18 protein-coding genes are annotated in these 18950 nt (G+C 41.6%); 16 read left to right on the top strand and 2 right to left on the bottom strand.

Annotated elements, in window-relative coordinates; all coding sequences use genetic code 11:
* Positions 1-3: 3 nt before the first annotated feature.
* The gene (locus tag AAEY97_RS00865) at positions 4-1686 is read right to left on the bottom strand and encodes a PH domain-containing protein (RefSeq protein ID WP_350995863.1); all 1683 of its coding nucleotides are present in this window, start codon (positions 1684-1686) and stop codon (positions 4-6) included.
* Positions 1679-2410, bottom strand: coding sequence for a PH domain-containing protein (locus AAEY97_RS00870; RefSeq protein ID WP_350995865.1), 732 nt, complete (start codon positions 2408-2410; stop codon positions 1679-1681). The genes AAEY97_RS00865 and AAEY97_RS00870 overlap by 8 nt, the downstream gene beginning before the upstream one ends.
* A 252-nt stretch (positions 2411-2662) precedes the next feature.
* On the opposite strand from AAEY97_RS00870, the gene AAEY97_RS00875 reads away from it, so the two are divergent.
* From AAEY97_RS00875 to nqrM, 16 genes are all read left to right on the top strand, one after another.
* Positions 2663-2989 carry a winged helix-turn-helix domain-containing protein gene (locus AAEY97_RS00875; protein WP_350995868.1) on the top strand — a complete coding sequence of 109 codons (327 nt, stop codon included), beginning with the start codon at positions 2663-2665 and terminating at the stop codon, positions 2987-2989.
* Positions 2990-3027: 38 nt separating this feature from the next.
* Positions 3028-3996: a magnesium transporter CorA family protein gene (locus AAEY97_RS00880; RefSeq protein WP_162022509.1), complete on the top strand. Its 969-nt coding sequence runs from the start codon at positions 3028-3030 to the stop codon at positions 3994-3996.
* A 111-nt stretch (positions 3997-4107) separates the two neighbouring features.
* Positions 4108-4686 carry an alpha-ketoglutarate-dependent dioxygenase AlkB family protein gene (locus tag AAEY97_RS00885; RefSeq protein WP_194956155.1) on the top strand — a complete coding sequence of 193 codons (579 nt, stop codon included), beginning with the start codon at positions 4108-4110 and terminating at the stop codon, positions 4684-4686.
* A gap of 345 nt (positions 4687-5031) precedes the next feature.
* Positions 5032-6453, top strand: coding sequence for a DASH family cryptochrome (locus tag AAEY97_RS00890; protein ID WP_162022511.1), 1422 nt, complete (start codon positions 5032-5034; stop codon positions 6451-6453).
* A 119-nt stretch (positions 6454-6572) separates the two neighbouring features.
* Positions 6573-6872 (top strand): BolA family protein, encoded by a 300-nt coding sequence (locus AAEY97_RS00895; RefSeq protein WP_101085802.1) that lies wholly within the window; start codon positions 6573-6575, stop codon positions 6870-6872.
* A 163-nt stretch (positions 6873-7035) separates the two neighbouring features.
* Positions 7036-8160: a TRAP transporter substrate-binding protein gene (locus AAEY97_RS00900; RefSeq protein ID WP_350995872.1), complete on the top strand. Its 1125-nt coding sequence runs from the start codon at positions 7036-7038 to the stop codon at positions 8158-8160.
* Positions 8161-8247: 87 nt separating this feature from the next.
* On the top strand, positions 8248-8757 hold the full coding sequence (luxS, locus tag AAEY97_RS00905; RefSeq protein ID WP_011636421.1) for an S-ribosylhomocysteine lyase: 510 nt from the start codon (positions 8248-8250) through the stop codon (positions 8755-8757).
* A gap of 201 nt (positions 8758-8958) precedes the next feature.
* The gene (locus AAEY97_RS00910) at positions 8959-11034 is read left to right on the top strand and encodes a TonB-dependent receptor domain-containing protein (protein ID WP_350995875.1); all 2076 of its coding nucleotides are present in this window, start codon (positions 8959-8961) and stop codon (positions 11032-11034) included.
* 457 nt (positions 11035-11491) lie between these two features.
* Positions 11492-12826: a Na(+)-translocating NADH-quinone reductase subunit A gene (locus tag AAEY97_RS00915; RefSeq protein WP_101086299.1), complete on the top strand. Its 1335-nt coding sequence runs from the start codon at positions 11492-11494 to the stop codon at positions 12824-12826.
* Positions 12826-14028 (top strand): NADH:ubiquinone reductase (Na(+)-transporting) subunit B, encoded by a 1203-nt coding sequence (locus AAEY97_RS00920; protein ID WP_162022514.1) that lies wholly within the window; start codon positions 12826-12828, stop codon positions 14026-14028. The genes AAEY97_RS00915 and AAEY97_RS00920 overlap by 1 nt, the downstream gene beginning before the upstream one ends.
* The gene (locus tag AAEY97_RS00925; protein ID WP_101085798.1) at positions 14021-14806 is read left to right on the top strand and encodes a Na(+)-translocating NADH-quinone reductase subunit C; all 786 of its coding nucleotides are present in this window, start codon (positions 14021-14023) and stop codon (positions 14804-14806) included. Before AAEY97_RS00920 ends, AAEY97_RS00925 begins: the two co-directional genes overlap by 8 nt.
* The gene (locus AAEY97_RS00930; RefSeq protein WP_101085797.1) at positions 14806-15438 is read left to right on the top strand and encodes an NADH:ubiquinone reductase (Na(+)-transporting) subunit D; all 633 of its coding nucleotides are present in this window, start codon (positions 14806-14808) and stop codon (positions 15436-15438) included. The genes AAEY97_RS00925 and AAEY97_RS00930 overlap by 1 nt, the downstream gene beginning before the upstream one ends.
* Before the next feature lie 5 nt (positions 15439-15443).
* Entirely contained in the window at positions 15444-16052 is a 609-nt protein-coding gene (gene nqrE, locus AAEY97_RS00935; RefSeq protein WP_101085796.1) for an NADH:ubiquinone reductase (Na(+)-transporting) subunit E, read from the top strand.
* Between the two features lie 46 nt (positions 16053-16098).
* Positions 16099-17346 carry an NADH:ubiquinone reductase (Na(+)-transporting) subunit F gene (gene nqrF / locus AAEY97_RS00940; protein WP_101085795.1) on the top strand — a complete coding sequence of 416 codons (1248 nt, stop codon included), beginning with the start codon at positions 16099-16101 and terminating at the stop codon, positions 17344-17346.
* A gap of 122 nt (positions 17347-17468) precedes the next feature.
* A complete protein-coding gene (locus AAEY97_RS00945; RefSeq protein ID WP_182744829.1) occupies positions 17469-18482 on the top strand; it encodes an FAD:protein FMN transferase in 1014 nt (337 codons plus the stop codon).
* 70 nt (positions 18483-18552) lie between these two features.
* Positions 18553-18777 carry a (Na+)-NQR maturation NqrM gene (gene nqrM / locus AAEY97_RS00950; RefSeq protein ID WP_011636430.1) on the top strand — a complete coding sequence of 75 codons (225 nt, stop codon included), beginning with the start codon at positions 18553-18555 and terminating at the stop codon, positions 18775-18777.
* Positions 18778-18950 lie beyond the last annotated feature (173 nt).

Consider the following 18950-nt stretch of genomic DNA (forward strand, 5'->3'; position numbering starts at 1 on the left):
ATATTAAATCCAATTGTGATTATTATGGACCGTGGCATTGAGCGACTGGGCCACTATTTGTTGTGCAACCGATATGGGAATATACGGGAATATCACACTGCCACTGGCTAATCCGATTTCAACATAGGCTAGCTGAGCATGTTTTTGGCCTTTAGTTTGGGTAATTTTAACATGTTGAACTTTGTCAAATGCGACCCGTTTCCATTGTTGACTGAAAAAGCCGCTATGCTGCCAAATAACCTTATCTGCTAATACATATCCCCATTGTTTATAACGAACATAAATCGCTAGCATCATCATTGTTGTAGCAAACCAAGTGAACTCAAAAAACTCATGGCTATGATGACCACTGTAACCCACAATGGTAAGTATGATGGCTACAAATAGCGGTAAAACGATTCGCTTTGTGAGCCAATTAATATGGATAGGCTTATAACTACTGGGTAATGCACTTGCACCGCCACTAATATTTGGAATGCTAGCTAATAGTGATGCTATTTCAGCTGACTTTACACTAGGAACTAACATGTGCTGCTTGGTTTTTTGTTCAACCTCATGGCCTTTGACTTGTTTAAAGTATAAGGTCCAGCGGTTAAATAAACGTGCAATAGCAGGTTGTTGAACCTGGATTAGTTGAATGCGTTTTATGGCCAACGCATCTTGTTGATGCGAAATGACACCGCCACTTCGCTGTAGGGTTTCATCATGTTTGTCGAGCTGATATGGATGATATTTTAAAATGGCTGCCACAATTGAAATTAACGAAAACAAGCTGTAAATCGCAAATAACCCCACGATGACCATGATGGTTTGCAAACCAATGTTTTGATGGGTTTGCTGCTGGACCCATAACCAAAACTGCTGCGCGAGCGGTGAGTCGAATATGTTATCCCAATCTATTTGGCCTGCAATGGGACCAGCGATAACCGCAAACCAAATAAAATTGTTTTGATAAAAACCAAATAAGACTAAATCAGCTAAACTTTTACGCACAATGGGTTGGGTGTTATCAACATTTTGTTGACTGTTTACGTTTGGAAGCTCATCTGTCGAGGTTGCTTTTGTATGGCTTAAATTTAACAGTAAACGTTTTAACGTTTGTGCCTGTAATGTATCTAAGGCTGCTAAATGAGCTTCGTCTTTTTTAGAACCAGCGGTCTCAATCACCAGAGTGCCGAGTGACAGCGGCTTAAAGTAAAACGGCTGTTCATAACGAATATTTTGTATTCGGCTTAGCGGTATTTCATCCTTTTTGATAAATATTAAACCACGTTTAACTTCAAGTTGATGGTTATGAAGACGAAAACGAAATTTACGCCATTCTATTATCGCGAAAATTGTCACCAGTAATAATAAAACACTCGACGCCAATATGCCCCACTGCATATCAAAACCTTGCTGCCATCCGGTATAGGCAATTGGCACGATAGCGAAACCATTACTAAGAATGTTTTTCAAGGTACTGAAAATATTGCTGACAATGGACCAAGCCGACAGTGCTTGCCATTGTTGTAAATCACTTATTGAATTGCTGTTCTGCTCCCTTGTATCGGCGCTATTGTTTTCTATTGTCGTATCAAGGGTATTGGCCACCTCAGCAATATTGGCATCGGATGAACTATTCGTTGCGATGCCATTGGTATCAACAGGCTGGGCATCATCTGATGATGTTGATGACTTATCCATTGTGATTATCCTGTTGAGGAGGTTGAATGGATAACGGATCCGTTTCAGCGTCAGATGGCGTTGGATCAACAATTTCTGTTTCGGTGCTGAGTAATTGATGACTTGCTGCTGCTTGGCTCAATAAATGTTGACGTAAATGTTCAGCTAAATCGGCATTAAGACCTGGCAGATCTATCTCAGCTAATCCGCTGCCGGCACTGAAGCATTTTAAGGTGACTAAGTTGTATTTTCGCTCGAGCGGCCCTTGAGACAAATTAACATGTTGCAGCCGAGTGTAAGGTAGTGCCGTTGTTGATACCCAAAATAAACCTTCACGAAACACCATTTCATGTTTAAACAATCCGTAAGCAATTTTATGTGCTTTAAGGTGAATAAGTTTAATCATCACAACGGCCAATAACATGGCTGAAACCAAACCAACTGAAGCTATCATCAATGGCAGCGGTTTAGTGATTAATAGAAATGCGCTTAAAACAGTTATGATTATCACCGCCACGACACTGCTAATGATCAATAATAGTTTAGGGTAATTAGGATCAATATTGCTCAGTGGGAACTCGGTAAGTTGAATATACTCATCTTGGGATAAACGTGGCCCATGGTCATAAACGTGCGCTAATGTGTCTCCTGCAGAGGACGTAGCTGAGGTGGTATCACTTACCGCTGACGGATCATTTGATTGCGGTTGTGCTATTGGGCTCTTTGACTGCGGCGGGGTATCCATGTCTATTGGTTTTCCATCTTTGATGCTATCGATTGTTAAAAACTATAACCAGATTGTCTCTACTTAGGTAGCGTTAATCATAATGGGTTATTGATAAATCAATCAATTATCCTTTGAACCATGATTAATTCAGTCGCAATGCTGCGATTAATTCAGTCACAATCGACTGACACTGGCAATAGTGCTTGCGTGATTGGCTACAGATGCAGTAATTTCTATTAAGTGATGAAGAGGTAATAGGGCGTGTGAAGGATGTTTTCGAATAATTACGTGATCAATAAATCGCAAAAAGCATTTTTACGAAAATTGTATTTAGCGCACCTGCTGGATGAAGAACAACACAACTTATTAAGCTTACATAAAATGACTCTTATGCCAAGAAGGACATTGCAAGATGCGATAGCTGCATTTGCTGATATTGGTATTGAAGTGGATTTTGTGCAGCAAGGTCAGCGTCATAATGAAGGTTATTATCGCATTTCAACTTGGGGCCCAATCAGTAGTGCTTGGGTCAATAGTCATTTTGAGCAGATTAAACAACACATTGAAACGGCTGGCGAGTCAGAGATGATCAGTTAGGCCATATAGAGTAATAATGGGTTGTTGAAAGGGTTTTCATGGCGATACAAATACTATTATTTAATGGGCAAGGTCAGTTGATATCACAAGGTGATGAGACTCTCATGAGCCAGTATGACCCGCAACAGCAGCTAATATGGGTCGATATTTCAGGCCAGCACAGCCAAGCGTTTTTCAAGCAATATCCTTTGTTTGGGATTGACCACCTCGATTTTGAAGAAGCACAACGGGAGCGTCATCCCCCTCAGTTTGAAGAATATGATTCACATTCATATTTGTTAACCCACGAGCTTATGGCTAGAGATGAGTATCTTCTGCTCGAGCGCAGCCAGTTGTTATTGCATGTAAATGACCGCTTTTTAGTCACTCAGCACCTGAAACCTTCTATCAGTGTCAACAAAGTTATCCAACGCATTAGTGCACAAGGTAGCCTCGAAAGTTCAGAGATGAGCCGAGTCAGTTTTGAATTGATGCGCCAAATTGTGATTGATTATCTGGCGGTGATGTTGGCATTAGAAGAGCGTTTAGGGGAAATAGAAGATGAAATTTTTGATGTGTCTACAGATGATTTATTAGCAGAGCTAATCGCTTATAGCAGTAAGCTACAAAAAGCCAAACGTTCGTTTAGTTACCACGAAGAAATCTTGCAACAATTACTAGGTGATGACACCCATCTGCATATTAAGATGGACTACGAACAATTGAGCTATTTATATAATCAATTTGAACGCCTATCCAGTCGTGCCAGTCTTTATCAAGGTTTAGTGGACAGTTTAATCAATGGTTATATTTCGGTGAGTGCCCATAAAACTAACCGGGTGATGATGACATTAACAATGGTCACCGCGATTTTTTTACCATTAACATTAGTCGCCGGCATTTACGGAATGAACTTTGACAATATGCCTGAGTTAAAATGGCATTTTGGCTATTTTTCGGTATTAATCTTAATGGCAGTCATTGTGGTTTCAGGTTTATGGATTGCTAGAATCAAACGTTGGTATTAATTAAGGTAAACGAGATAAAAGGGTGATCGGGTGACAGGATTTCAACATGGATTAGATTTTGGTGAGCCACAAAGCGGCTTCACTCAAGATACCGTTGTTGTGCCAACAGCGATGAACCAAATCAGTCCACCAGTTACTTGGATTAAAGGTTTTTTGTCACCCAAGCAGCAACAGTTGTTAATGATGGAAGTAGAACAATACCCATTAGATCGCGTGGCGATTGAAGTCTATGGCAAACAGCATTTTATTCCTCGCACCCAAGCTTGGTTTGGCGATCTGGGTTGCGATTATCACTATTCCAAATTGCACATCACCGCGCTCGCTTGGCCAAAAGTGTTAAGTCGATTACGTGCAAAATTACGTAACGATCATCAAATAGACAGTAATTCAGTGTTAGTTAATCGCTATGCCGATGGCCGTGACTGTATGGGCTGGCACAGTGACGATGAACCTGAAATTGTCACGGGTTCGGCGATTGCGTCTATCACGTTAGGCGCCTGTAGAGATTTTGTTGTGCGCCATAAACCGACGCAAACCAAAGTTACTTTTCCCTTGGCATCCGGCGACTTACTGATTATGCATCCCGGTATGCAGCAACACTGGCAACATGCGTTACCTAAGCGCCTTAAGGTAACTGAACCGCGTATTAATTTTACTTTTCGACACATTATCCCTAATTACTATGGTTAACAAATCTTGTTGATGGCCATAGCTAAAAGCGAAAGGCCTAGAGGCTAGGACACTGCGCGGCTAGATGCTATAAAATCTTAGCAGCCAAGCGGTTCCTATCCTATAAATGACAAGCGATAACAAGCGAAAAGCTAAGCGCCTAGGATGCTGCGCGATTAGGTGCTATAAAATCTTAGCAGCGAAGCGCTCTATCCGCGTAGCGAACTAGCAGCGAAGCGACTCTAGGACCTCGAAGTCCGAAGGTCTAGCTAGTTTGGGGATATCGCTAAAATGGATCATTATTGAACCGTTAACCGCTATGTATACGTACTCATTAGCATTAGTACAAGCTGTGGTAATGAATAGATGAATAATGCTGATGGGCAAACTTTCGAAGAAACGAATTTACAATCGACATCACACTCTACTGTCAATGCACTTTATTGGTTAGGTGATGATCTGCGGGTAGCAGATAATGCCATCTTTGCAGATATAGCCCTGCATGCACAACAGTTGATGGTGGTGTACTGCATCGACCCTAACTGGTTTCGCCAAGCTCAATATCAGGCTGAGTATGTCGGTAAGTACCGACTGCGGTTTTTATTAGAATCATTGCGGGCTTTAGATGAAACGCTTAATCAATATGGTCAACAAGTGCATATTGTTTATGCCTCAGCGCAAAAATCGTTACCCTATATAATTCAAGCCCATAATATTTCAAGGGTATATCGTAGTAACCATAGTGGTGCTGATGAGCAATCGGCTTGGCAAGTCATTCAGCAGCAGTGCCCCAATGTTGAATATTCGACTATTACCACCCAAACTCTGTTTGATCTGCAGCAACTGCCTTTTGAATTAGCCGATCTAGCTCCGACATTTAGTCAGTTCCGTAAAAAGGTCGACAACGTTAATATCAGCCCTGCCATTGATGCAGTATCTTGGCTCCCGTCTATGGTCGCACTTAAGCCACAAGACAAACAACTTCAGTCTTGGCTGGCTTATCCTAGCTGGTTGCCACAAACTCAAACGATGAGTAATGTCTTTTGCGGTGGTGAAGCACAAGGGAAATTGCAACTAGACAGTTACTTTTCGTCAAATTTAGCCCATAACTATAAAGCCGTACGAAACGAACTTGATGGCTGGGAATGTTCAACAAAGTTTTCGCCTTGGTTAGCCAATGGTTGTCTATCGGCAAGGCAAGTCGTCGCAGCATTAAAGCAATTTGAGTTACAACAAGGTGCTAACGAATCGACCGAGTGTATTTTGTATGAGCTGCTTTGGCGTGAGTATTTCCATTTTTACGCGCATAAATTCAATACGCTGGTGTTTAGATTTTCAGGCATTAATGGACGTAAACCATTAACCAGTTTTTACGCCCAACGCATTCGAGCTTGGAAAACCGCCACTACACCTTATCCGTTTGTGAATGCATTGATGAAGCAGTTAAATGACACTGGCTATATGTCAAACCGCGGCAGGCAAATTGTAGCAAGTTGCTTGGTCAATGAACTGCAATGTGATTGGCGTTATGGGGCGGCGTATTTTCAACAGCAATTAATTGATTATGATTCAGCTGTGAATTGGGGTAATTGGCAGTATCTAGCCGGTGTTGGTGCTGATCCACGCGGTTCGAGACGTTTTAATCTGCAAAAACAGCAGCAGACATACGACCCACAAGGATTATTTATTAATGCATGGTTGGGACGTGAGGCATTACAGCAACACAATGAGAGTCATGCGTCATATTGTATCGATAGTGTTGATATAACCGATTGGCCAAGGAGTTAATTTCAGATCGACTTGAGAAAGTTGTGCTCAAACGTTAACTTTTACCTTGCTTGTTTGACCTTTATTCGGCAAACCAGTACCCTTTGATTTAATCGATATGGATTAATAAGAGTATCACTATGTCTGTCGAACAAATCATTACCGATAAATTGAATCACGCCTTTTCGCCTTTGCATCTTGAAGTGATTAATGAGAGTAATCGTCATCATGTGCCGCCTAACTCAGAAACCCATTTTAAAGTGGTTGTAGTTAGCGATCAATTTAGCGAACAGCGCTTACTTGCCCGTCACCGGTTGGTAAACCAAGCGCTAGCAGATGAATTAGCCAATGGCGTTCATGCGCTTTCCATAAATGCTTATAGCCAGCCAGAATGGCAAGCTTTGGATGAAGTGCCTAGGACTCCTAATTGTAAGGGATAACGATAAAGGTTAATTGTTATTAACTTGCTGACAGATCTATACAAAAAACCTCACATGTCCTGTGAGGTTTTTTATTTTGTATTGTAGTGAGGTGATGTTTGTCACTGGTTATGATTATGTTACAGTTATGAAAATAAGCGTGCGATTGAGATAGGATATTTACATGAGCAAGGTGATACAAACCTGCTGGTTGCTGGGCTTAACGTTATTGCTAGGCTGTCAACAAGATACGCCTTCGAAGACAAGTTCTGTTGCGCAAAATGATTATATTCCTCATCAAGTGATTGAATGGCGTTTAGCCACCTCATGGCCAAAAAACTTGCCCGGTTTAGGCATGGCTCCAGAAAGATTTGCTCAATTGGTCGAGCAAATGTCTAACGGTCGCTTAGTGATTTCCGTTTATGGTGCCGGCGAATTAATGCCAGCGTTGTCGGTTTTTGACGGTGTGAGTAATGGCACGATTGAAATGGCTCATAGCGCGTCATATTATTGGAAAGGTAAAGCGCCTGCCGCTCAGTTTTTTTCATCTATACCATTTGGATTAAATGCACAGCAAATGAATGCGTGGCTTCATTATGGCGGTGGCATGGAATTATGGGAGGAAGTTTATCAGCCTTTTGGCGTATTGCCGCTTGCTGGTGGAAATACTGGCATGCAAATGGGCGGCTGGTTTAATAAAATCATTGCAACCCCAGAAGATTTTAAAGGCCTCAAGATGCGCTTACCAGGCATAGGAGGTGAAGTGCTCAAGAAGCTCGGCGGCGTTCCTGTTGATGCACTCGCTGGCAGAGAATTATATGGCGCACTGCAAACTGGCGCGATTGATGCTGCTGAGTGGGTAGGGCCTTATAATGATTTGCCGCTCGGGTTGGATCAGGTGGCTAAATATTATTATTACCCTGGCTGGCACGAGCCGGGTTCGACGATGGAGTTTTTGATTAACAAACAGGCATTTTCCACTCTGCCCAATGATTTGAAAATGATTGTTAAAGTTGCAGCCAGAGCCATTAATCAAGATATGTTAGATGATTATACTCAAGGCCATATTGCTGCAATGGACGTATTGCTTAACGAGCATAATGTGCAAGTTAAACCTTTTCCCGACACTGTGATACGCGCATTAAAATATGCAAAAGATGATGTGCTTAACAGTGAAGCGGCTAAAGACCCGTTATTTAATAAAGTACTGAAGTCTTACATGGCAAACGAGAAGTCAGTAAAGCGCTACTTTAGTTACACAGAAGACGCCTTAAGTCGCTTTGAGTTAGATGACAAACATCAACCGTAAACTCTCACTGTGACCATGCTTAAATAGTGATATTATCGTGTTATTGGGCTTTATATTGTCAGATTATTATTTACTTTGGAGAAAGCAATGCCTTTATTAGACAGTTTTACCGTAGATCATACACGTATGAATGCTCCAGCGGTTCGCGTTGCCAAGCACATGAGCACCCCTAGTGGCGATGCCATTACGGTATTCGATTTACGTTTCTGTGCACCCAATAAAGATATCCTCAGCGAACGTGGCATCCATACACTTGAACATTTGTTTGCAGGTTTTATGCGTGAACATCTAAACGGTGATGGTATAGAGATTATTGATATTTCGCCGATGGGATGCCGTACCGGTTTTTACATGAGCTTAATTGGTCAACCGACAGAAAGTAAAGTTGCAGATTCCTGGCTAGCGGCAATGGTTGATGTAACCAATGTGATTGATCAGAAAGATATTCCTGAGTTAAATGAATATCAATGTGGTACTTACGAAATGCATTCATTAGAACAAGCGCAAGATATTGCTCGTATGATCATTGCTGCAGGCGTGAGCGTCAACCAAAACGATGATTTGAAACTGAGTGACGAAATTTTAGGGAATCTTTAATCTAATCGATTAACTGATATCTTGATAAAAAAGCGGCTTTAGCCGCTTTTTTTTGCGAAGCAACGATTAATATGTCGAGTAAACGTTAACAGTACGCTATTTTTATGTAACTGAAACCGTTATTGTAATGAACGATTTTTACTAAGTGATTCGCCATTTTAGCGATTTTGTGCGTGAACAGACACATATACGGAGATTAATATGTCTAACCACCCATTTAGCCTGTCAGTGATAGCAGCCGCAGTGCTTTATGTTTGCCATTCTACCAATGCCGTTGCAGAAACGGTGACCGAGTCTATTGATAACCTTAATAATCAACTCGATTTACAACAGTTATCGATAAGCCAATTTCATTATCGCCAAAGTGATATTGCACTAGGGTTGACGGGCGCGACAGTGTTACCTACCGGACCACATCAGGATGTGACGATCACACATGCAGGTGCCACTGACGGTGTTGCCATTTTACAAGATGGTATATTCTTTTCTCCAGCGCCGTATTCTGGACAACATTTAGTATTGCAGCCCAATTTATTGCACCAGCAAAAAGTGTTTTTTTCGAGCATGACCAGTGTGACTGAAAGTTCAGAAGCTGCTTTTGGTAAGCTTGATTATCAGTCTGTACAAATTAGTCCGCAAAAATATGCAACCGATATCAACGTTGAAGGCAGTGACAATAATGCCATCAATGGTGGGGTTGTGCTAAGTGGTACTTCGAAGCAAAATGGCATGTTATTAGCCGTGGATTATCAATCTGCAGCTGACGATGTGGGTTATCGTGTCGCCCGAGATGCCGACACGACACAAAAAGATATTCTGTTCAAAATCGCTGCTGATAGTTTACCCGGAGCGCGCAATGAACAAATGACCGAATTTAGTTATCAGTACTCATCGCAAGAAGCTGACCGCGGAACGTTGGGGTTAACCAGTGTTGATTTTTCGGTAAATCCGACTCAATTATATTCAGCAGCCAGCACCGACAATACTGAAGGCGAGCGTCAACGCTACGTGTTAGCACATAAGCTAATCATGTCATCCACTTCGACGATGGCTACCGACTTTTATTATCAAACCTATTCACAACAATCTCAAGCAATGCAATTTGTTGATGGCGAACAAATTAATAGTGCGTTGCTGTCTCGTATTGCCATGTTTGAAGCAACACCTACCGCCGATGGGATGAACTTAGGATCGTTAACCCAAAATAACGATTTTGCTGGGTTTGGTATGCAAACTAAAGGTGTCAGCATGTACGGTCAGCATCAGGTGACTTATAGTGCGCGCTACCATACAGATAAAGCTGAAATGCGTTTAGGTCAACGTGATTGGTCTTGGAACAATGATTTATCACTGACGCCGACAACAGATGATGAATATGCACTGACGTATACTGATGATGCTTCGGCATTTTCATCAGCGGTAGACACTAAATTAAATTATGGTCAGTGGTCTATTAATCTCGGTTTAGGTTATGAGCATGTCAGCGTTTCTCGTGAGCTTGGTGATGTAAATACGAGCCTTAATGCTGCAGACTTTTCTGATGATGGCTGGTCGCCTTCTATTGAAGTAGCTTATCAGAGTGGGCCGTGGTTAGCCGCGTTACAAGCTAAGCAAGCTTGGACAGCCGCTTCAGCCGGCAATATTGAGCAAACGGCGCAAGATGCGCTGCAATATCAATTAGCATTAAGCTACCAACAAGATGCTTTATCGATTGCCATGACGGCTTATATGCATGATTACGATAACCAACATGTAAGCTGTATGCAGGGCATGATATGTGATTATGAACAAATATCATTACAAGAGAATATTAAGGATGTCTCTGTTGTCGGCGCAGATTTGAGCATAGCGTATGGACTAACATTTGATCACTTTTCAATTCCATTCAAAGCCAAATACCAATATACCCAAGCAGAAACAGACAGTGCTAATTGCAATGAATTGATGGCATGTTTTGCTGCCAATAGCCAACTACCTTGGGTGCCAGAACAACAACTGGCGTTAAGTTCTGGTGTTGTTTATGGTGATATGTCCGTTATGGCGCAAGCTTTGTATCAATCTGAGTTAGGTTATCAAGGTGGGTTCACCAATGAACGTGCTATTGATAGTCAGTGGAAGGTGGATATCGCTGCAACTTACCGTTTGACTGAGCAGCACGAGTTGTATTTACGTGTAGAGAATTTGTTAGACGAAGAGTTAGTGGCAAATAGCACCGCAATGGGATTTCAAGCACAATCTGAAATGACTACGTACTTTGGTTACCAAGGCCATTTCTAAGTGGTTTTTTCCAGACATAGGCAGTGTTGAACACTATTTGAACGCTGCTTGCTGTGCCTTTTATTCCCAAATACTATACTGCTCAAGTGATGACTCATTTGGGCGGTGTTATTTGAGGCGCAACTGTTCTTGTAAACAAACAACTAAAATTATTTCTTTAAAAATTAATGCTATATTTTTTTTAAATCAGAATTCAGCAGATAACATTCACTCCTAGGTTCTAATTTAATTAGTCTGATCTAAAAGCCACCGATTGTGTTAGGTATTGGTTTGAAAACACCTATAATTTTCGTGGCGATAGTCTCATATTTGCGGTAAAATGCGCGCGACCAGCGTGATTATGATCGCATTTTCGAGTTAAATCTGCGCTAGCTCAAATGGCAAGTGTTTGTTAACACTTTGTTTTTGTAGCGGAACGTGGCGCATTGTCTTTCCTTCAAACGTAGTGCTTGTGGATATGATTACAATTAAGAAAGGATTGGAACTGCCTATAGCAGGCGGACCAGAGCAAGTTATCCATAATGGCCCAGCCATTAGACACGTAGCGACTTTGGGTGAAGAGTATATTGGCTTACGTCCAACGATGAAAATCAAAGTGGGCGACAAAGTACAAAAAGGCCAAGTTCTTTTTGAAGATAAAAAGAATTTAGGCGTTAAATATACGGCTTTAGCCAGTGGTACTATTTTAGAAATCAACCGAGGTGCAAGACGTGTACTTCAGTCAGTTGTTATTGCTGTGGAAGGTGACGATAGCGTTGCTTTTGCTCAATACGATGCTGATAAGTTAGACACGTTAGACGCACAAGTTGTTCGTGATAATCTGATTGATTCAGGTTTATGGACTGCTTTGCGTACACGCCCTTTCAGTAAAGTGCCAGCTGTAGATGCTACTGCTGCGGGTATTTTTGTGACTGCAATTGATACTCAACCTCTTGCTGCCGATCCTGTGGTAGTCATAGCTCAACATAAAGAAGATTTTGCAAATGGCCTAAAGGTCCTAGCACGATTAACTGAAGGTAAAGTTTACCTATGTAAAGCTCAAGGTGCCGATATCCCTGCAGCTAATGCCCAAGTTCAAGAGTTTGCGGGTAAACACCCAGCAGGTCTTGCAGGTACGCATATTCACAACGTTCTACCAGCTTCTGCAACACGTACTGTTTGGCATATTGGCTATCAGGATGTGATTGCTTTTGGTCAACTATTCACTCAAGGTGTGTTAAACACTGAACGTGTGGTTGCTATTGGTGGTCCTAAAGCGAAAAACCCTCGTCTAGTTCGTACCGTTTTAGGTGCTAGCATGACTGAACTGACTGCTGATGAAACAGTTGGTGATGGTGTTCGTGTGATTTCGGGTTCAGTGTTAAGCGGCCGTACTGCGGTAGGACCTCAAGCTTATTTGGGGCGTTATCATCAGCAGGTGAGTGTACTGGAAGAAGGTGATGAAAAAGAATTATTTGGTTGGGCTATGCCTGGTGCTGACAAATTCTCTATTACACGTGCATTCCTAGGCCATTTAAGCCCATCGCGTCTATTTAATATGACCACTAGTACTGGCGGTTCAGACCGTGCAATGGTACCTATTGGTAACTATGAACGCGTGATGCCTCTAGACATTCTACCTACTATGCTACTTCGTGATTTACTCTCCGGCGACTTTGATGGTGCAGTCCGTTTAGGCGCATTAGAGTTAGATGAAGAAGATTTGGCATTGTGTACGTTCGTATGTCCAGGTAAGTATGACTATGGTTCATATTTACGTGATTGTTTAGATACGATCGAGAGGGAAGGCTAATGAGTTTGAAAGATTTTATCGAACGTATTGAGCCGCAATTTGAAAAAGGCGGTAAGTACGAAAAGTGGTATGCCCTTTACGAAGCGGCAGCCACAGTATTTTATACTCCAGGTAAAGTGAACAAAGGGGCAACCCACGTTCGCGATAATGTCGACCTAAAACGTATTATGATTACGGTTTGGGCATGTACATTCCCAGCAATGTTTTTTGGTATGTACAACGTAGGTTTACAGGCTCAAATAGCGATGGTGGCCGGTGGTTTCGGTACACCAGATGTTTGGCAAGTAGGCTTATTTGAATTATTTGGTGCTCAACTCTCTGCAGACTCTGGCATTACGTCTCTGATGTTCTATGGTGCGTGTTTCTTCTTACCTATCTATGCAGTGACTTTCATTGTTGGTGGTTTTTGGGAAGTACTCTTTGCGTCAGTGCGTGGCCATGAAATTAACGAAGGTTTCTTCGTTACTTCAGTGCTATTTGCATTAACTCTACCGCCAACAATTCCTTTATGGATGGTCGCTTTAGGTATTACCTTTGGTGTGGTTGTAGCAAAAGAAATCTTCGGTGGCACAGGACGTAACTTCTTAAACCCTGCATTAGCTGGTCGAGCTTTCTTGTACTTTGCTTACCCATTAAGCATGTCTGGCGATACCACGTGGGTTGTTGCTGACGGTTATTCTGGTGCAACGGCCTTAAGCCAAGCAGCGCAAGGTACATTTGACTACGCCTCAACGGCTAACTGGATTGACTCATTTATGGGCTTCATTCCAGGTTCTGTTGGTGAAGTGTCTACCTTTGCTATCTTGCTAGGTGGTCTAGTTATCATTTACGCCCGTATTGCCTCTTGGCGAATCGTTAGTGGTGTTTTCTTAGGTATGGTCGCTATTGCGACGTTGCTTAATATGATAGGTAGCGATACCAACCCGATGTTTGCAATGCCTTGGTATTGGCACTTAGTGTTAGGTGGATTTGCATTCGGTATGATGTTTATGGCGACAGACCCGGTTTCTGCGTCGTTTACCAATACCGCGAAGTGGGCATACGGTTTCCTCATTGGTGCAATGGTGGTGTTTATCCGTGTGGTTAACCCTGCATTCCCAGAAGGTATTATGTTAGCTATTTTGTTTGCTAACCTATTTGCTCCATTATTTGACCACTTTGTCGTACAGTCAAATATCAAGCGGAGGATTGCTCGTGGCTAGTAATAAAGATTCGTTCGGTAGAACGCTATTTGTTGTTGTCGGCTTATGTCTTGTTTGTTCAGTACTGGTTTCGACTGCTGCCGTGGTGTTAAAGCCTATTCAGCAAGAAAATAAGTTACTCGATAAGCAAAAGTATATTCTTGAAGCGGCGAGCCTGATAAACACTAAAGAAGGCAAAGTCACTAAGAAAGAAATTCTAAGCAAGTATGAGCAATATGTTGACGCTCGCTTAGTTGACCTTAAAACCGGTGAGTTTGTTGAGGGTAATGCTAACCTTTACGATCAACGCAAAGCGTCTCGTGATACTGACACTTCGTCAGTGCCAGAAAACGATATTGCTTCGATCAAACGTGTTGCAGATACCGCCGTTGTATACCTTGTTCATAATGATGAAGGTAAACTGACTAGCGTCATTCTTCCTATTCACGGCTATGGTTTGTGGTCAACGATGTATGCACTTTTGGCACTTGAGGCTGACTTAAACACAGTTCAAGGACTTGTTTACTATGACCAAGGTGAAACACCTGGTTTGGGTGGCGAAGTTGAAAATCCAAAATGGAAAGCATTGTGGAAAGGTAAAAAGTTATTTGATGAGCAAGGTAACTTGGCCATTAGTGTAACTAAAAACCCTACAGTGGCTAGTTCTGTTCATGGTGTCGATGCTCTTTCAGGTGCAACACTTACCAGTAACGGTGTACAACACTCATTGACGTTTTGGTTAGGTAAAGAAGGCTTCGCAAACTTTATCGCTAAAGCACGCAACGGAGGGTTAAGCTAATGGCTGACGTTAAAGAACTTAAACAGGTTCTGACCGGACCGATTATCAATAATAACCCAATTGCATTGCAAATTTTGGGTGTGTGTAGTGCTCTTGCTGTCACTAGTAAATTAGAAACAGCATTAGTAATGACGATTGCATTAACTGCGGTAACAGCGTTTTCTAACCTGTTTATCTCACTTATTCGTAACCACATTCCAAGCAGTGTGCGTATTATTGTACAGATGACCATTATCGCTTCATTAGTGATTGTAGTTGACCAAGTATTACAAGCTTATGCTTATGCCATTTCTAAACAGTTATCGGTATTCGTAGGGTTGATTATTACTAACTGTATTGTAATGGGTCGTGCTGAAGCTTACGCAATGAAAACCCCTCCAATGATGAGCTTTATGGATGGTATCGGTAACGGTTTAGGTTACGGTGCAATTCTATTGTCTGTTGGCGTTGTGCGTGAACTATTTGGTAATGGTTCATTATTTGGCGTAGAAATCCTCAGCAAAATCTCTGACGGCGGTTGGTATCAGCCTAACGGTTTATTACTACTGCCACCGAGTGCATTCTTCTTGATCGGTGGTCTGATCTGGTTGATCCGTACGTATAAGCCAGAGCAAGTTGAAGCAAAAGGGTAAACGCAATGGAACATTATATTAGTTTATTAATTCGCTCCGTTTTCATTGAAAACATGGCGCTAGCGTTCTTCTTGGGTATGTGTACTTTCTTAGCTGTATCAAAGAAAATCACTACTGCAATGGGCCTAGGTGTTGCAGTTATCGTGGTACTGGCTATTTCGGTTCCTGCTAACCAAATTATTTATCAAGGTTTATTAGCTCCAGGCGCATTAGCTTGGGCTGGTTTTCCTGATGCTGATTTGAGCTTCTTGAAGTTCATCACCTTTATCGGTGTGATTGCAGCACTTGTACAAATTTTGGAAATGGCTTTAGACAAGTACTTTCCACCTTTGTACAACGCGTTGGGTATTTTCTTACCTTTGATTACTGTGAACTGTGCGATTTTTGGTGCAGTATCTTTCATGGTTGAGCGTGATTATAACCTTGGCGAGAGCGTAGTATTTGGTATTGGCTCTGGTATTGGTTGGGCGTTAGCAATTGTATTGTTAGCCGGTATCCGCGAAAAGATGAAGTATTCTGACGTGCCAAATGGCTTACGTGGCTTAGGTATTACCTTTGTTTCTGCAGGTCTTATGGCTCTAGGTTTCATGTCATTCTCAGGTGTTTCTCTTTAAGAGACCTTGAGAAGACGCATTAATTTGAACCTTTAAGGATAAGTGAATGGGTATTCTTGAATCTACTCCGCTAGATGTCTATCTAGGTGTGAGTATGTTTACTGTGATTGTCTTGGTTTTGGTGTTAGTGATTTTATTTGCTAAATCAAAACTAGTGGCAAGCGGTGATATCATGATTGGTATTAACGGCGACGCAGATAAAGCAATTAAAACAGGTGCTGGTGGCAAACTACTTAGTGTTTTAGCTGACAACGGTATCTTTGTATCGAGTGCGTGTGGCGGTGGTGGCTCATGTGGCCAGTGTCGTGTACACATTAAGTCTGGTGGTGGTGATATTCTACCTACTGAGCTTGATCACATTAGTAAAGGCGAAGCACGTCAGGGTTGTCGTTTATCTTGTCAGGTAAATGTAAAAACTGACATGGAAATCGAACTTGATGAAGAAATTTTCGGCATCAAGAAATGGGAATGTGCGGTTCTATCTAACGATAACAAAGCGACGTTCATTAAAGAACTTAAGCTGCAAATTCCTGACGGCGAATCTGTGCCTTTCCGTGCTGGTGGTTATATTCAGATTGAAGCTCCTGCTCATCATGTTAAATATGCTGAGTTTGAAGTGCCTGATAAATACCGTGGCGACTGGGAACACTTTGGTTTCTTCAAGTTAGAGTCAAAAGTAGACGAAGAAACCATTCGTGCCTACTCAATGGCTAACTACCCAGAAGAGTTCGGCATTATTATGTTGAATGTGCGTATTGCTACGCCACCGCCACGTAATTTAACTTTGCCTTGCGGTAAAATGTCTTCGTACATTTGGAGCTTAAAAGCCGGTGATAAAGTGACGATTTCTGGTCCATTTGGTGAGTTTTTTGCTAAAGACACCGAAGCAGAAATGGTATTCATTGGTGGTGGTGCTGGTATGGCTCCAATGCGCTCACACATTTTTGACCAATTAAAACGTCTTAAATCTAAGCGTAAAATGAGCTTCTGGTACGGTGCGCGTTCGCAACGTGAAATGTTCTATGTTGAAGATTTTGACGGCTTAGCGGCTGAAAATGAAAACTTCAAATGGCACGTGGCGTTATCAGATCCGCAAGCTGAAGATAACTGGACTGGTTATACCGGTTTCATTCATAACGTATTGTATGAAAACTACTTGCGTGACCATGATGCGCCAGAAGATTGTGAGTTCTACATGTGTGGACCTCCAATGATGAACGCAGCAGTTATTGGTATGCTAAAAGATTTAGGTGTCGAAGACGAAAACATCTTACTAGATGATTTCGGTGGTTAATGAGTTAATCCATAACATCGACATGTAAGTCATGAGATTGCAGCAGTGCAGACAGGGTGGTTAAACACTGGTCTTGCACGCTGCAATTTTTTTTGTTTATTTATTACAAGTGTAAATTTGACATGACTGTAAATTCAATCAAGTTATTGCTATTGCCGGCGTTATTGCTATTGGTGAGTGCTTGCAGTTCACCAGAGCCCATTATTTCATTATCTGGTAGTACGATGGGGACCACTTATCATATTAAAGTAGTCAACAATGACCGCTTGCCAGAACCGCAGTTACTGCAAGCTGAAATTGATATGGCATTGGAAGTGGTAAACGATCAAATGTCGACTTATCGTTCGGACTCAGAACTGTCTAAGTTCAATCAATTACAAGTTCAACAAAGCGTTAAAGTATCCGCTGATACCATTAAGGTTATCGAAGAAGGTATGCGTCTTTATCAAGAGACTGATGGGGCGTTAGATATCACCTTAGGACCAGTGGTTAATTTGTGGGGCTTTGGTCCCGATAAACGACCTATAACCATCCCGACGCAAGCTCAAATCGATAACGCTAAAGCTAAAATGGGCATCAAGGAACTGTCGATAAAAGGCTTAACATTAACTAAGCATAATGCAGACCTGTATGTTGATTTATCTTCAATAGCAAAAGGTTTTGGTGTCGATAAAATTGCCGCGCTATTAGACAAATATCATGTGTCTGGTTATTTAGTCGAAATAGGTGGTGAGCTTAATGTTAAAGGTACTAAAGCCGATAAAACTCCATGGCGAGTGGCTGTTGAGCAACCTACGAGTGAAGGACAAGCCGTTCAGCAAGTGATTGAACCTGGCACCATGTCATTAGCAACATCGGGTGATTACCGTAACTTTTATCAAGAGAATGGCGAACGTTTTTCACATTTAATCGATCCTCGTAACGGTTATCCTATTAAGCATCAACTTGCCTCTGCAACCGTGTTACACTCTAGTTGTATGACCGCAGATGGATATGCCACCGCTATGATGGTGTTAGGTACTGAGGCTTCATTGGCACTTGCTAAAGAGAAAAATTTAGCAATAATGTTGATTGAGAAGCAAGAACAGGGTTATCAGGTCTATTACAGCGATGCGTTTAAATCGTATGTTAAGTAGGTTCTTTATTTTAAACTGATTGATTAAAAAAGTATTATACCCTTATCTGAATGAGTAATTGGAGTTTGTAATGAGTACATTTATAGCAGCATTTGTAGTGTTATTATTGTTCTTTTTGTTAATGTCTATCGGCTATATCGTAAAGAAGAAAGCGGTAGAAGGTAGTTGTGGTGGTTTAGGTGTTTTAGGAATTGAAAAAGCGTGTGACTGTGATGATCCATGTGACAAACGTAAACGCCGTATGGAAAAAGAGCAAGCTCGCAATGAGTTGCTAAATCAAAATCGAATTATTTAACACCGTTAATTGCCTAAAGCTTAAGTTAATAAACTGATGCTTTGTAAAGAGCCTTCATTTTGAAGGCTTTTTTTATGTTTATGTATTGCTAACGAGTTACAAAGCTTAGTTATAATGATAATGGTTATCAATTGTAAGTGTGTGAAAATAAAGGAAAATTTGCAATTACCCCT

Origin of the sequence: Shewanella sp. TB7-MNA-CIBAN-0143 (assembly GCF_040310065.1) — a bacterium.
GTDB lineage: Bacteria > Pseudomonadota > Gammaproteobacteria > Enterobacterales > Shewanellaceae > Shewanella.